Here is a 13,076-nt window from a genome sequence, read left to right on the forward strand (position 1 = left end):
CTCAGGCCGGGCCGGCGTTCTCTTCGGCCAGGATCCGGCCCAGCGCGGCCTCCAGGTGGTCCTCGAAGTCACCGAGCGCCCATTCCTGACCGAGCGGAACCAGCTTGTCCGTTCGGTCGAGGAAGGCGACCAACGGAGGCGCACTGGCACGGAACAGTGCACGATCACCGCCCACTTGCAGCCTGATCGAAACGTCCGAGAGTCCTTCCGGCTCGGTCGGGGCGATGTGCACATCGCCGTCACCGCTCGGCCGGTTGATCCCGTCGAGCAGCAGTTCCCTCCCGAACGCCCAGGTCACGGGCGCGTCCCCGGGGAGGTGGAAGGTCATCCGCACCGCGTAGGGATCCCGGGTCTCATACCGGAGTTCGACCGGGATCTTGAAGGAGAGCTCCTCGGAGACGAGGAAGCTCATCAGGACCTCGGCCTGAACCGACTCTCGCATCATGTACCCCGCAGTAGATGAAGCAGTTGTGTGAGCACAGCTGCTGAAAGCTGTGACCGAAACGGCCAGGAATGATCCACCATGGCCCTCTTGACGCAATCGTGCTGCACCCGCTAGCAGATCACAAGGAGTGATTTTTCAGATACTGATAGAGAACGCGAGTGAACCGAAGAGCCTACCGATCTCTTTGCGTAGTCGCTCGACTGCGGGGAGCAACTGTTCTTGCTGGTGAAGGGGGAGGGAAATCGCCATTGCGGCCACCGCAGAGCCCACCGTGATGGGGATGGCGGCACAAACCGTGCCTAGTGCATATTCCTGACGCTCCACTAGAGCATCCATTCGCCCCAAATCGCCCAAACGCTCCAAAAGAACACGGCGGTTACGCACCGTATACGGAGTGATGGATTCAACCGGGTGGCGATCAAGGTGGTCTTGACGGGATTTCAGATCGAGTTGGCTCAGCAGGCACTGGCCGATCGCATGGGCATGGGCGGTCTCCCGGAAGTCTGCCCACTCCTCCACCGCGGGGGCGGAGGGGGTGTCGGCAACGGCAACCAGCTCTACTTCACCCTCCCGGTAGAGGGCGAAGTAGATGGGGACGCCGATCTCGTCCCGCCAACGGGCAAGGGAGTTTTCGATCTTGGTGCGACGATTCTGCAAAGCTCCGCCACTGGCCAGCCGAACGGCGGCGTCCCCCAGGACGAACACGCCCTTCTCCCGGACCAGATAGCCCTCGTGCGTCAGGGTGCGGAGTAGGTGGTAGGTGGTCGGCAGGGGAAGGCCCGTCTCACGGGCGAGCTGCTTGGCCGGGGCACCCTCCACGTGGGAGGCGACCGCCTCCAGGAGTCTCAGCGCCCGCTGTACCGAGCTGATCAGGGTAGGTGCTGCCGTCTGCGTAGCCGTGGCCAAAGGTCACCCCCAGGCGTGACGACGGATGCAACGCACCCGCCCGCGGGGGCCGCCCCCGCGCACCGCCGGGCCTGGGAAACCGCTGCTCAGTACGGAGATCTACGCCCGTAGTCCCCAACACGGCGGAGAGATTCCACTGTAGTGGCAGCCCTGGGGACCCTCCCCTGATTCGACCAGCGCGTTCCCCCGCCCGGGCTAATGGCCCCGCTGCCTTCACGCCGATCGGCAGCAGGTGCTACCAGTCCTCACGGGACCGGGAGGACGAACTGAACTTCCGCACGACGTAGACCAGTCCGGCGACGAGCGCCACGAAGAGCAGCACCTTGAAGAGAAGCCCGACCACGAAGGCCAGGACACTGGTGATCAGCCCCCCGAAGACGATCAGGGCGAGGGCAGGTATGGCGACCCACTTCACCCACCAGGGCATCCCCGTGAGAATCTCCCGTACGGCCATCGTCCCTACCTCGCTCTCGAAGCAATCGCTCCACGCGCTCTGCGCCGAACACCACCAAGGCTAGAGGGGCAGGACGGCGCCCGGAGCACCAGCGGCCCCCGCTCTTCCCTGATCCGCCCCTTAGGGGCTGGGGTCCCTCCCCTCGGCGCCCCGTCCGGGACCGCGGGTCACCGACCCCGTTCCCGGCCCCGTTCCCGGCGCGTCCCGCCTTCCCGCCCGGCCGACTCAGATGCCCTTTCGACGGCCCTCGCCACCGGCCCGAAGCCTTCGCCCGTGCTCAGCCCTCGGGGGGAGAGAAGACCACCATCACCCGGAGGTCCTCGCTGATGTGGTGGAACTTGTGCTCCACCCCCGCCGGCACGTAGACCACGCTGCCCCGAGCCACCTGGGTCGTCTCCGTCCCCACCGTGATCGCCGCTCGACCGCTCACCACGAAGTACACCTCGTCCTGACCGTGCGGCTGCTGTGGATCGAGCTCCCCGGCATCCAACGCGTACAGCCCCACCGACATGTTCCGCTCGTGCAGGAACTGCAGGTAGGCCCCCTTGTGAGCGGCGCGCTCCGCCTCAAGTTCATCCAGCCGGAATGCCTTCATTGCCCGTCCGCCCCTGCCTTGACCCGATCGTGTCTGCCACGATCAGACACATGATGAATTTCGTAGTCAAGACGCTCGCCAACGCGGGCGCCCTGGGAGTCGCCATCTGGCTGCTCCAGGACATCACACTGACCGGTGAGAGCACCGGCAAGAAGGCCCTGACCCTCATTCTCGTCGCCCTGGTCTTCGGGCTCGTGAACTCTCTGGTCAAGCCCGTGGTCAATCTCCTGACGCTTCCCCTCTTCATCCTGACGCTCGGCCTGATCACCCTCGTGGTCAACGCCCTGATGCTGCTCCTCACGTCCTGGCTGGCGGAGCAGCTCAACCTCAGCTTCCACGTGGAGGGCTTCTGGACCGCCGTTCTGGGCGGTCTGATCATCTCCGTCGTCTCGTGGGCACTGAACGTCGTGCTTCCCGACGGCGACTGAGTGGAGACCATGACCTACCGCGTCTGCTTCGTCTGCACGGGCAACATCTGCCGCTCGCCGATGGCCGAGCACGTCTTCCGTCGACAGCTGGAGGAAGCCGGCCTCGGTGACCTCGTGGAAGTCGACAGTGCGGGCACCGGAGGATGGCACGAGGGCGACGGAGCAGATCCGCGCACGGTCACCGTCCTGGAGGAGAACGGCTACACCTCCGCGCACACCGCACGAAGGTTCCGCTCCTCGTGGTTCTCCGCCCTCGACCTGGTGATCGCCCTGGACGAGGGGCACCTGCGAGAGCTCCGGGGCCTCGCCCGCACCGACGACGAAGCGGCGCGGATCCGGCTCCTCCGTTCCTACGACCCGGCGGCCGGGGACGTGCTCGACGTCCCCGACCCCTACTACGGGAACCGTACGGACTTCGAGGAGTGCCTGGAGATGGTGGAAGCCGCGGGCGAGGGACTGCTCTCAGCCGTGCGCACGGAACTGGAGGAACGAACACCGTGACGGACCAAGACATCGGCGACGGCACGCGCGCGGTGCGGGCCGGGCTGCCCGAACCAGTGAAGTACGAGCCGACCCTGCCGGGCCCGGTCTTCGCGGCCCACTTCCACCTTCCGGGCGAGCCGACGGGCCCGTACACCTACGGCCGCGACGAAAACCCCACCTGGACCCGTCTGGAGCGGGCGATCAGTGAGCTCGAAGCGCCGGGGGAGGACGTCGAGACGCTGGTCTTCGCATCCGGCATGGCCGCGATCTCGGCCGTCCTCCTCTCCCAGCTGAAGGCCGGCGACACCGTGGTCCTGCCGGCCGACGGCTACCAGGCCCTGCCCCTGCTGCACGAGCAGCTGCAGGCGTACGGCATCCAGGTCCGCACCGCACCGACCGGAGCCGACGCCCAGCTGTCCGTACTGGACGGAGCCGGGCTGCTGTGGATCGAGAGCCCGTCCAATCCGGGTCTCGACGTCTGTGACATCCGTCGGCTGGTGCAGCGGGCCCACTCGGTCGGGACGCTCGTGGCCGTCGACAACACCCTCGCCACTCCGCTCGGCCAACGTCCGCTCGCCCTGGGCGCAGACTTCTCCGTCGCCAGCGACACCAAGGGCATGACCGGACACGGCGACATCCTGCTCGGTCACGTGACCTGCCGTGATTCCCGACGGGCGGCCGAGGTGCGACGATGGCGCAAGATCGTCGGCGCGATCCCCGGACCGATGGAAGCCTGGCTCGCCCACCGGTCGCTCGCCACGCTTCAGCTGCGGATCGACCGACAGTGCTCCACCGCCCTGTTGCTGGCGCGGGTCCTCGCGGAGCGCGACGACGTCACCGGGCTGCGCTACCCCGGGCTGCCCGGCGATCCCTCGCATGCGGTGGCGTCCCAGCAGATGCGGCGCTTCGGGCCGGTCGTCTCCTTCGAGCTGGCGGACCGGAAGCGGGCCGAGCGGTTCCTCGAAGAGCTGCGGTTCGTGGACGATGCCACCAGCTTCGGCGGCGTGCGCTCCAGCGCGGAGCGGCGCGGGCGCTGGGGCGGGGACGCGGTCACGGAGGGGTTCATCCGCTTCTCGGTCGGCGCAGAGGATCCGGAAGACCTGATCGGGGACGTGCTGCGCGCTCTCGACAAAGCTGGTTCAGCCGGCTGATCCCACACGGAACGGGGCGTTCCGAGCCTCCCCCCTCGTGGCTCGGAACGCCCTCGGTTCCCACACGGAAGCCGCTCGAACAAGGCTAGTTGACTGTGCGTCAGTGTCCAATCACGGTAGCGACAGAGACCTATCGACATATTTATAGTTGGACGGTCTTGGGGCGCAGTCAGCCGACCGCCTGAGTCGAACGGCCACGCGGTCGGGAGGGGACGGGCATGGATCTGGCCCTGCTGCGCACGTTCGTCACGGTGCACCGGGCCGGCTCGTTCACCCGTGCCGCCGTGCTCTTGGGCCTTTCCCAGCCCGCCGTCACCGGTCAGATCCGCACGCTGGAACGACAGCTGGGACGGCCCCTCTTCCTCAGACGGGCGCGCGGGGTCACCCCGACCACCATCGGCGACGAACTCGCCCACCGCGCCGCCCCGCACCTGGACGCCCTCGTGGAGATCGCCGAAGCAGGCCTGACCGAAGAGGGCGGGGTGCACACCCTCCACCTCGCCGGTCCGCCGGAGTTCACCGCGCTGCGCGTGCTGCCCGCCCTCACCCCGCTGATCGACCGGGGGCTCTCGGTGCGGTCCTCCTTCCTCGGCCGTGCGGAGGACATCCTCGACGGGCTCACGGCCGGCCACCACGACCTGGCCGTCTCAACGGCCCGCCCAAGAGGCGGCCTGCTCACCTCCACCCCGCTCTGCGACGAGGAACACGTACTGGTCGCTGCCCCGCGCTGGGCGGCACGGGTGTCCCCGGAGGTCCTCCTGAGCAAAGGGGCAGTGGCTCTGGAGCAGGTTCCGGTCGTGGAGGTGCACGAGTCGCTCCCCTTCGTCTCCCGCTACTGGGCGAGCGTTTTCGAAACCAAACCGGCAGCCACGGCCACCGTCATCGCCCCCGACCTGCACGCCGTCCGGGAGTCCGCTGCTTCCGGGGCAGGCCTCGCCGTCCTGCCCCGCTACCTGTGCGAGGAACTCCTGGAGCAGGGTCGGCTGTTGGCCCTGCTCGACCCCCCGGTTCCTCCGCTGCGGACCTACTTCCTGGTTGCACGCACCGGGACCCTCGGCTTGTCCCCGATCGCGCGGGCGCACGAAGCGCTGCTGGGCACGGCGGAGCAGTGGTGAGTTTCAGGACACCGCAGACGGGCCATTTTCTTCCCATGACCGAACGGCCCGTGATCAAGCGCACCGCACGCGCCATCCTGCTGGACGGGGACGACCTCATCCTCATCAAGCGGACCAAGCCCGGGATGGATCCCTACTGGGTCACGCCCGGCGGCGGAGTGGAGCCCACCGACTCCACCGTCGTCGAAGCCCTGCACCGTGAAGTGCTGGAAGAGCTCGGTGCCAAGATCACCGACGTGGTCCCCTGCTTCGTCGACACCATCGAGCACATCGTGGACGGGGGTGTCTCCGGGGTGAAGGTCCAGCACTTCTTCGTGTGTCGGCTCGGCTCCATGGACGTCTCGCTGCGGCACGGCCCCGAGATGGAGGAACCGGTCGGCGAATACGAGATCGTCCGGGTGCCCTTCAGCAGGGTCGGCATCGCCGCCGTCCACCTCGTCCCGCTCTCCCTACGGCACTACCTCGACGGCAACATCGAGGGCGTCCGTGCGATGCACGCCCCCGACCTGGGCTAACCAGCAGCGGCAGGGGCCAGCTCCGCAAGGAAGTCGTGCCGGATCCGGTCCGGTGGGACCCCTGCCCCACGCAAGGCGTCGACCCCTCGACGGACCATGTCGAGGGGACCCGAGAGATAGGCGTCGCGCTCGTTCCACGGCCCGTACTGGCAGACGGCGTCCGGGAGCCTCGCCTGCTCTTCGGTGACCGGATGGACGGAGAGCCACGGGAAGGTCTTCTGGAGCCGCAGCATCGTGTCGATGTCGTACAGGTCCTGGCCGCTGCGCGCCCCGTAGAAGACATCGACCGGGCGCCGGTCCCCGTGCTCGGCGACGTCCTCGACCAGCGCCTTGATCGGCGCGATCCCGGTGCCGCCGCCCATGCAGAGCAGACCGGTGTCCGTGGAATGGTCGACCGTCATGGAACCGGCCGGCGGCCCGAGCCGCAGCACGTCACCGGGGCGCGCCCGGTGGACCAGCGCATTGGAGACCCAGCCGGCCGGGACGGCTTTGACGTGGAGGGAGAGCAGCCCGTCCGGGCGGGGGGCCGACGCGAAGGAGTAGTGGCGCCATATCCGGGGCCACCACGGAGTCTCCAGGGTGGTGTACTGCCCGGCGAGGAAAGGATACGGCTGGTCGGGTCTGAGCGTGACCACGGCGATGTCCGCGGTCCGCAGGTCGTGGGAGACCACCTCGGCCTGCCACCAGGCAGGTGCCGACCGCTCGTCCTCCGCCGCTGCGTCGATCATGATCTGGGAGATCGTGGTGTACGTGCGCACCCAAGCCGCCTCCGTCTCCTCGTCCCAGCTCTTCACCGCGTACCGCAGGAGAGCACCGATGAGGGCCTCTCCGACCGCTGGGTAGTGGGCGGCCCGGGTGCCGTACTTCCGGTGCCCCCTTCCGAGGTTCTGTAGGTACGCGGTGAGGACCGGGACGTCGTCCATGTGCTCGGCAGCCGTCAGGAGCGCCCTCAGGAGCCGGTCCCTCTGCACGTCCATCGCTGCGGGAAACATGTCGCGCAGCTCGGGGTTTCCCACGAAGAGAAGCGCATAGAAGTACGAGGTCACCCGGTCCGCAACCGGTGCGATCTCAGCCAGGGTGCGGCGCACAAGCAAGGCGTCGGGAGAGGGCCCCTGGAATATGGGGGATTCCTGCCCGTCCGATACCGGGGACACCCACTCGTCCGTCGGGGTGGTCGGAGCATCCATCATGTGCCTCGCCTCACGCTGGCCGGCTTCCGTGATCGCAGCATGGCGCTTCTGGCAGGGACTGCGGACAGAAAGTGGCGTTCTCGGGCCGAAAGCCCGGGTTTCTGGCTAGGCTGCGCTGTTTTGAACCAGGGCGTAGGCCTCCCGGAGGTCCCCACCGCGGTAGCGGTGGCGGGAGAGACCGGCGAGATGACGATCCGCATTCACCGCCACTGCTTCCGCCACAAATGCGAAGAGCTCCGCGTCGGACATCGAGTCCCCGTAGGCGACGCAGTCGGCCGGCCCCACCCCGTACCCCTCGCAGAGCTCCTGCGCGATCCGCACCTTCGCTCGCGCGTTGAGGATGCCGGGTCGGTGGATCGGCTCGACAAAGGGGACCGCCGGCCAGCGCGAGCCGTGCACGGTGTCGACGCCCCAGTCGAGAAGCAGTTCAACGAAGAAGTCGGGCGACAGGGAGATCACCGCACAGCGGTCTCCTCGGGCCCGGATGTCGGCCCAGACCTCACGGATGCCCGCCAACCACGGCGCCCCTTCGAAGGCCGCCACCACCTGCTCCGGAGTGAGCGCGGACCAGAGCGCATGGGCCCGGACGGCGAATTCGTCCGGTGCGAGCCCCTGGAGGAACCCCCGTTCCAAAACGCTGATCTCATCGCCCAAGCCCAACTGCCGGGAGATCTCGACCGCGGCGGCCGACCCCCTGATGAGGGTGCCATCGAGATCGAAGAGATGCAGGCGACGTGGGCGGGGTTTCACGTGAAACATCGTCGGTGCATCGCGAGGCGGAATCAACGGCTTCGTAGCCGTCCTCAGGATTACTCGCCCGATCGGGTAAAGCATTGGACAGAGAGTTACCGCGTCGGACAGCCTGAGCATCATGCCGATTCCCCCTTTCCTCGCGCAGCTCCCCGTCCGGCGGCTCACCCCGAGGGACCTCCTCGCCTGCGCCGACCTCTCGGAGAACCGGGGATGGCCGCGCGAGGAACACAAGTGGGGGCTGCTCCTCACCGCGGGCACCGGCTATGGAATCGACGACCCCGAAGGTCCAGGCCTGGCCGCTTGCTCGGTGGTCACCTCGTACGGCCCGGAGCTCGCAGCAGTCGGGATGGTGCTCGTCGCCCAGCGGTACGCACGCCAAGGGCTGGGGCGTCGACTCATGCAGCACCTCATGGAGGAAGCCGGCGACACCCCGCTCACCCTGCATGCCACGGCCAATGGACAGCCCCTGTACGAACAGCTCGGCTTCGTCGAGACCGGCCGGGCGGCAATGGTGCGCGGACGCTTCACCTTCACCGATCCCGCTCCTGATGTTGCGGTCCGCCCGGCAACGGCGGACGACCTCCCTGCGGTCCTACGACTTGACCACGAGGTCTTCGGACTTGATCGCACCCACATGATCGCTCGGCTCCCTTCCTTCGCCGACCACGTCCGGGTCGCGGAGGAGAACGGTACGATCACCGGCTTCGCCGCTGCCTGGCCCAATATGGACACCCATGTCATCGGCCCCTTGATCGCCCAGAACCCCGGTACGGCCCAGGCCCTCATCGCCTCCCTGGCAGCAGCGACCGACCGGCCGCTGCGCACGGACATCGACGTGCGGCACAGCTCCCTGCTCAGCTGGGTGAAGGAGAACGGCATCGACACCATTGCCACCACATCGGTGATGGTCCGCTCGCTGCCCGACCTCCCCGGTGACTGGCGCCGCCGCTTCGCGCCCTTGACGGTCGCAGCCGGTTAGCACCGCCATCGCCGGGCGTACGCTACGAGACATGAGCGATCTTGAGATACGTCCCGCAGTCGAGGCGGACCTGTCATCCATCGTCGCAATGCTCGCCGACGACCCCCTGGGCGCCCAGCGCGAGTCGCCCGATGACCTCGCCCCCTACCGCACCGCATTCGAGCGGCTCGCCAACGATCCGAACCAGCACGTCGTCGTGGCCGTCCGCGAGAGCAAGGTCGTCGGAACCCTCCAGCTCACGGTCATCCCCGGACTCTCCCGCCGTGGAACCACCCGCTCGATCATCGAGGGCGTCCGGATTCACGGCGACGAACGCGGTAGCGGCCTCGGTACCCAACTCATCGAATGGGCCATCGAGGAATCCCGGCGTCAGGACTGTCGTCTGGTCCAGTTGACCTCCGACGTGACTCGCACCGACGCCCACCGCTTCTATGAGCGGCTCGGTTTTGAACCGTCCCACGTGGGCTTCAAGAAGAGCCTCTGAAAGAGCACCCCTACACCCAGCCCTGCAGCGTTTCACGTGAAACGCTGCAGAGCCCGCTTGTCCTGGTGGCTCAGAGCCCCCGCCAGCCCTCTTCGTCCACACCGCCAGGAACGGCATCCCCCGGCTCATACGGTTCCCGAGTGAAGACGAAGGACCCGAGGTCAAGATGGCTCACGCTCCCATCAGGGCGTCGTACCACTCGAAGGGCCTCCCCCGCGTAGTAGCCGTTCAGCCCGACCCAGCCGCCTTCGGGCAACGCGCGGAAGGCGGCCCGTCGGCCGGCGCCGCTCAGGGGTTCGAGCACCACACCACGCTCGGGTCCGAGTCGGAGCACATAGGCGTAGGTCCCCCAGTACCAAGGCCCCGTCAAGGCCAGCAGTTCCCCGTCCACCTCTGCCTCCGGAAGCGGGCGCCAAGGCTCTGGCATCCTCGGCTCCGCCTCCGCCACGATCCGTACGAGATCGGCCGCCACAGCCGCTGTCAGCGGCCCTGAAGTGGCATTGGCGAGGGCGATCCCCGCGAGCCCGCCTTCCACGCTCACCCACAGGCAAGCGAGGAAGCCCGGCAGCGAGCCGGCGTGGCCCACGAGGGTCCGGCCGTCCTTGCGCAGCAACTGGAGTCCGAGGCCGTAGCCCGCTTCCCACTCCGCCTCGCCCGCCGGGGAAGCCGGAGCACGCATCTCTGCCACGGACTCCGCGGCGAGCACCCGCTCGTCCCCCGCTGCGAGAAAGGCGGCGAACCGGGCAAGGTCAGCAGCCGTCGACCAGAGCTGTCCGGCCGGCGCCATCAAGCCCAGGTCTTCCGACGGCTCGGGCAGCATGACATCGGCCCAGGGGTGCACCGCCCAGCCACCTGCGTGTGGGGCAACCGGAGCAAGCGTCGTACGACTCATCCCCAGCGGCTCCAGGACCTCGCGCCGCAGGGCTTCTTCCCAGGTCACCCCCCGGACCGCCTCCACCAGCGAACCGAGCAGCGTATAGCCGGGGTTGGAATAATGATGGCGTCGTCCCGGCGTCTGCAAGAAGGGGTGCTCCCCCAGTACGTCGGCAAGCTCCGGACGCAGCTCGGCAGAGGACCGCTCCCACCACGCCCCGGGCGTCTCGGCCGCGAGACCACCACTGTGGCCGAGGAGTTGGGCGATCGTCACCTCACCGGCACCCGTTGCCTTCAGGTGCTGCTCCAACGGGTCATCGAGCCCGAGCAGGCCTTCGTCCCGCAGCCTCATCACCAGTACGGCGGTGAACACCTTGGTGATCGAGCCAATCCTGAACTGCGTATCGGCATCGGGTGCATGGCCGTCCACACAGCTGCGCGCACCGCTCCACAGCAACTCTCCGTCACGTACCACCGCCCCCACGAACGAGGGCGCCCTGCCCTCGGACTGGGCGACTGCGATGCGGTGCACCAGGGCACGCTCAGTACCCGGAAGCAGGGCTTCGAATGATGTCGTCATGCCACCATCCAACTGCAGGATTCCACCCCCTACGACCAAGTCCAGCGCTGCGAAACAGGGTTCCGCTCCTCGCCCGTGCCGTTCCTCCGGAAGACAGCGCCTCGCCTTCGGCGCACATCGACACCGGTCACGCTCGGCAGGGCAGCCTCCCCGTCACCCCGGTGGAGCCGCCGGATGGTGATCATGGCAGGGATCGAGACAGCCATGTCTCCTGCTGGCGGTCGCCATTGACGGCGCGGGCACGCATCACACCCGCGACCGGTGTCCTCCAGCCGTCGGTCAGGATCCGACACGGAATCAGGCAGAGGTCAGGAGGACCTTCCTTAGCAACGCCCCGAACTCCACCGGGTGTGTGGTCAAACCCGTGTGCCCGCCGGGGAAGCGCTGGAGTTCCATGCCGAGGCTCTCTGCCAGGAAAGCAGCCGACCGACGGGGAAGCTCACCGCGGGAGTCCTCGCCACCGGCGAGCACGAGCCGGTTCGACACCTCCTCCAGCCGGCGGACATCCGGAACGTAGGACATGAAGCTGGGCACGATCCGCCTGACGAAGTACGGCAGATTGGCCATCGTCTGCTCAGCACGGGCCGCTGCATGGGGCGGAAGCCTCAGTTCGACCTTTGGCGCGGTGGCGTCACCGCCCTCCTCAAGGCCCGCGGCAAGTACGGACATGGCAGGCATCAGCCCTTGGGCCTGGAACGCCGCCTGCATTCGTGCGAGGAGCGCGCGGTGTTCAGCCGCATCCGGCAGGAGCTCCACGACCGGTGGCTCGTGCGCCACAAGGCGTGCGATGCGTTCGGGGTGGACGGTGAGCAGGTGCAGCGCAGCAATGGCGCCCGAACTGGTGCCGAACACACGGGCGGGCTCACCGGGGGACAGCAGCTCCAGCATCCGGAACGCATCATCGGCGTGCTCGGCCACGTGCTGCTCGGTGTCGGGGCCGTCCAGTGTGCTGCGGGACATCCCACGCGGGTCATAGCTCGCAACGGTGTATTCGACGGCCAGCTCCTCGGCGACACCGTCATAGGAGGCTGCACCGCCGGCTCCGCCGGGGACGAGCAGCAGGAGCGGGCCTTCGCCGCGCACTTCGTAGTGCAGGGTCGCGCCGTTCACGGACAGGCTTCCGGTGGTCGGTTCGGTCATGCAGAGTCCCCTTCCCCAGACGAGGGCCAATGTTCCAGAAGGGCGTGCAAGGCATCGAGCGCGCGACTCCAGGACTGCTCCGACGAACGCTCGTGCGCGAAACCGCCCGTCGCTTCCAGGGCGATGAACCCGTGGAACGTGCTGCGCAGCAACCGGACCGCATCGGTCAGGTCCGGCTCGGCCAAGCCGTAGCCGCGCAACATGCCGTAGGTCAGCTCGACCGCACGCCGTGGCCCACGTGCTTCTGCGGCCAACTCGGGGTCGATCTGGATCGGGGTCTGCGTCGCCGTGTAGCGTCCCGGATGCTCACGGGCGTACTCCCGCCAGGCATTCGCAAAGGCGATCAGCGCATCCCTGCCGGCGCGTCCGGCAGTCGCCTCCGCGATGCGGATCGTCTTCTCGTCCGCAGCAAGCAGCGCGATCCGTCCGCGCAGATCCGCCAGACTGCGGACGTGCGCATAGAGGCTCGCGTCCTTCACGCCCAACCGTCGCGCCACCTGCGCCATGGTGACCCGGTCGAGTCCGACCTCGTCCGCCAACTCTGCGCCCGCGATCGTCACCTTCTCCGCGGTCAGTCCGGCCCTCACCATGCACTTCCCCCAAAACCTAGGTTCTCTAGCCACAAACTAGGGAACCTAGGTTAGGAAGTCGGAGGTATGACCGACAAGGGGGTTTTCGGGCTCGCGGATGGGGTCACGCCCCACCGTCCGGTTCCGATGCCGCCGTCGACGACTCCGCTGAGCCGTCACATCAGCGACGTCAGTCCAAGGGGTCTCGCACGGGGTCCCCGCGCACGGGCAGTGACCGCTCCGATGAACAGCGGGTCATCCCGACCCGCCCGCACTCGGCTCCGCAGACGGGGTCGGCCTCGGGGGAACGCCGCCAACCAACTAGTGTCCTGAGTCTCGGAAGAGGTGCATATCTAGGGTTTGGGGTTCGGCAGGCGGTTCAGGTAGCCGGCGAGGCGTTCGAAGATCTCGTCGGC

The 13,076-nt window shown here is 67.8% G+C and carries 16 protein-coding genes; 7 read left to right on the forward strand and 9 right to left on the reverse strand.

Annotation, left to right across the window (positions count from 1 at the left end; genetic code table 11):
* Window position 1 precedes the first annotated feature (1 nt).
* The 4 genes from ACFW2Y_RS02570 to ACFW2Y_RS02585 form a co-directional block, all read right to left on the reverse strand.
* Window positions 2–442, reverse strand: a complete 441-nt coding sequence (locus tag ACFW2Y_RS02570; protein ID WP_384872435.1) for an SsgA family sporulation/cell division regulator — start codon at window positions 440–442, stop codon at window positions 2–4.
* A gap of 138 nt (window positions 443–580) precedes the next feature.
* On the reverse strand, window positions 581–1,351 hold the full coding sequence (locus ACFW2Y_RS02575; protein ID WP_384872394.1) for an IclR family transcriptional regulator: 771 nt from the start codon (window positions 1,349–1,351) through the stop codon (window positions 581–583).
* A 235-nt stretch (window positions 1,352–1,586) separates the two neighbouring features.
* A complete protein-coding gene (locus ACFW2Y_RS02580) occupies window positions 1,587–1,805 on the reverse strand; it encodes a DUF5326 family protein (RefSeq protein ID WP_384872397.1) in 219 nt (72 codons plus the stop codon).
* Window positions 1,806–2,082: 277 nt separating this feature from the next.
* On the reverse strand, window positions 2,083–2,400 hold the full coding sequence (locus ACFW2Y_RS02585; RefSeq protein ID WP_384872401.1) for a cupin domain-containing protein: 318 nt from the start codon (window positions 2,398–2,400) through the stop codon (window positions 2,083–2,085).
* 50 nt (window positions 2,401–2,450) lie between these two features.
* Here ACFW2Y_RS02585 and ACFW2Y_RS02590 point away from each other — a divergent pair, with 50 nt between their 5' ends.
* From ACFW2Y_RS02590 to ACFW2Y_RS02610, 5 genes are all read left to right on the forward strand, one after another.
* Entirely contained in the window at window positions 2,451–2,828 is a 378-nt protein-coding gene (locus ACFW2Y_RS02590; RefSeq protein WP_384872403.1) for a phage holin family protein, read from the forward strand.
* 9 nt (window positions 2,829–2,837) lie between these two features.
* Entirely contained in the window at window positions 2,838–3,329 is a 492-nt protein-coding gene (locus ACFW2Y_RS02595; protein ID WP_384872404.1) for a low molecular weight protein-tyrosine-phosphatase, read from the forward strand.
* Complete coding sequence (locus ACFW2Y_RS02600; protein WP_384872406.1) at window positions 3,326–4,462, forward strand: cystathionine gamma-lyase; 1,137 nt, start codon at window positions 3,326–3,328, stop codon at window positions 4,460–4,462. Before ACFW2Y_RS02595 ends, ACFW2Y_RS02600 begins: the two co-directional genes overlap by 4 nt.
* Window positions 4,463–4,680: 218 nt before the next feature.
* Window positions 4,681–5,577: a LysR family transcriptional regulator gene (locus ACFW2Y_RS02605; protein WP_384872409.1), complete on the forward strand. Its 897-nt coding sequence runs from the start codon at window positions 4,681–4,683 to the stop codon at window positions 5,575–5,577.
* A gap of 35 nt (window positions 5,578–5,612) precedes the next feature.
* On the forward strand, window positions 5,613–6,092 hold the full coding sequence (locus ACFW2Y_RS02610) for an NUDIX domain-containing protein (protein WP_384872412.1): 480 nt from the start codon (window positions 5,613–5,615) through the stop codon (window positions 6,090–6,092).
* Here the strand turns inward: ACFW2Y_RS02610 and ACFW2Y_RS02615 are convergent.
* On the reverse strand, window positions 6,089–7,279 hold the full coding sequence (locus ACFW2Y_RS02615) for a globin domain-containing protein (protein WP_384872437.1): 1,191 nt from the start codon (window positions 7,277–7,279) through the stop codon (window positions 6,089–6,091). The two genes, ACFW2Y_RS02610 and ACFW2Y_RS02615, sit on opposite strands and share 4 nt — an antisense overlap.
* A gap of 108 nt (window positions 7,280–7,387) precedes the next feature.
* On the reverse strand, window positions 7,388–8,041 hold the full coding sequence (locus tag ACFW2Y_RS02620) for an HAD family hydrolase (protein WP_384872440.1): 654 nt from the start codon (window positions 8,039–8,041) through the stop codon (window positions 7,388–7,390).
* A 112-nt stretch (window positions 8,042–8,153) separates the two neighbouring features.
* Here ACFW2Y_RS02620 and ACFW2Y_RS02625 point away from each other — a divergent pair, with 112 nt between their 5' ends.
* On the forward strand, window positions 8,154–9,014 hold the full coding sequence (locus tag ACFW2Y_RS02625) for a GNAT family N-acetyltransferase (protein WP_384872415.1): 861 nt from the start codon (window positions 8,154–8,156) through the stop codon (window positions 9,012–9,014).
* A 31-nt stretch (window positions 9,015–9,045) separates the two neighbouring features.
* A complete protein-coding gene (locus ACFW2Y_RS02630) occupies window positions 9,046–9,498 on the forward strand; it encodes a GNAT family N-acetyltransferase (RefSeq protein ID WP_384872418.1) in 453 nt (150 codons plus the stop codon).
* A gap of 70 nt (window positions 9,499–9,568) precedes the next feature.
* Here the strand turns inward: ACFW2Y_RS02630 and ACFW2Y_RS02635 are convergent, their stop codons facing one another.
* The 3 genes from ACFW2Y_RS02635 to ACFW2Y_RS02645 all read right to left on the reverse strand — a co-directional run bounded on the left by ACFW2Y_RS02635 (window position 9,569) and on the right by ACFW2Y_RS02645 (window position 12,681).
* The gene (locus tag ACFW2Y_RS02635) at window positions 9,569–10,951 is read right to left on the reverse strand and encodes a serine hydrolase domain-containing protein (RefSeq protein ID WP_384872421.1); all 1,383 of its coding nucleotides are present in this window, start codon (window positions 10,949–10,951) and stop codon (window positions 9,569–9,571) included.
* A gap of 297 nt (window positions 10,952–11,248) precedes the next feature.
* The gene (locus ACFW2Y_RS02640) at window positions 11,249–12,091 is read right to left on the reverse strand and encodes an alpha/beta fold hydrolase (RefSeq protein WP_384872423.1); all 843 of its coding nucleotides are present in this window, start codon (window positions 12,089–12,091) and stop codon (window positions 11,249–11,251) included.
* The gene (locus ACFW2Y_RS02645; RefSeq protein ID WP_384872426.1) at window positions 12,088–12,681 is read right to left on the reverse strand and encodes a TetR/AcrR family transcriptional regulator; all 594 of its coding nucleotides are present in this window, start codon (window positions 12,679–12,681) and stop codon (window positions 12,088–12,090) included. The genes ACFW2Y_RS02640 and ACFW2Y_RS02645 overlap by 4 nt, the downstream gene beginning before the upstream one ends.
* Window positions 12,682–13,076: the final 395 nt, after the last annotated feature.

This window comes from Streptomyces sp. NPDC058877 (genome assembly GCF_042742855.1).
In the GTDB taxonomy this organism is placed as follows: Bacteria; Actinomycetota; Actinomycetes; order Streptomycetales; family Streptomycetaceae; genus Streptomyces.

Excerpts from the sequence above, each read along its gene's own strand:
- ACFW2Y_RS02570 (WP_384872435.1), bottom strand. The coding sequence starts at position 442 with ATGCGAGAGTCGGTTCAGGCCGAGGTCCTGATGAGCTTCCTCGTCTCC.
- ACFW2Y_RS02580 (WP_384872397.1), bottom strand. The coding sequence starts at position 1,805 with ATGGCCGTACGGGAGATTCTCACGGGGATGCCCTGGTGGGTGAAGTGG.
- ACFW2Y_RS02585 (WP_384872401.1), bottom strand. The coding sequence starts at position 2,400 with ATGAAGGCATTCCGGCTGGATGAACTTGAGGCGGAGCGCGCCGCTCAC.
- ACFW2Y_RS02590 (WP_384872403.1), top strand. The coding sequence starts at position 2,451 with ATGATGAATTTCGTAGTCAAGACGCTCGCCAACGCGGGCGCCCTGGGA.
- ACFW2Y_RS02595 (WP_384872404.1), top strand. The coding sequence starts at position 2,838 with ATGACCTACCGCGTCTGCTTCGTCTGCACGGGCAACATCTGCCGCTCG.
- ACFW2Y_RS02605 (WP_384872409.1), top strand. The coding sequence starts at position 4,681 with ATGGATCTGGCCCTGCTGCGCACGTTCGTCACGGTGCACCGGGCCGGC.
- ACFW2Y_RS02610 (WP_384872412.1), top strand. The coding sequence starts at position 5,613 with ATGACCGAACGGCCCGTGATCAAGCGCACCGCACGCGCCATCCTGCTG.
- ACFW2Y_RS02615 (WP_384872437.1), bottom strand. The coding sequence starts at position 7,279 with ATGGATGCTCCGACCACCCCGACGGACGAGTGGGTGTCCCCGGTATCG.
- ACFW2Y_RS02620 (WP_384872440.1), bottom strand. The coding sequence starts at position 8,041 with ATGTTTCACGTGAAACCCCGCCCACGTCGCCTGCATCTCTTCGATCTC.
- ACFW2Y_RS02625 (WP_384872415.1), top strand. The coding sequence starts at position 8,154 with ATGCCGATTCCCCCTTTCCTCGCGCAGCTCCCCGTCCGGCGGCTCACC.
- ACFW2Y_RS02630 (WP_384872418.1), top strand. The coding sequence starts at position 9,046 with ATGAGCGATCTTGAGATACGTCCCGCAGTCGAGGCGGACCTGTCATCC.
- ACFW2Y_RS02635 (WP_384872421.1), bottom strand. The coding sequence starts at position 10,951 with ATGACGACATCATTCGAAGCCCTGCTTCCGGGTACTGAGCGTGCCCTG.
- ACFW2Y_RS02640 (WP_384872423.1), bottom strand. The coding sequence starts at position 12,091 with ATGACCGAACCGACCACCGGAAGCCTGTCCGTGAACGGCGCGACCCTG.
- ACFW2Y_RS02645 (WP_384872426.1), bottom strand. The coding sequence starts at position 12,681 with ATGGTGAGGGCCGGACTGACCGCGGAGAAGGTGACGATCGCGGGCGCA.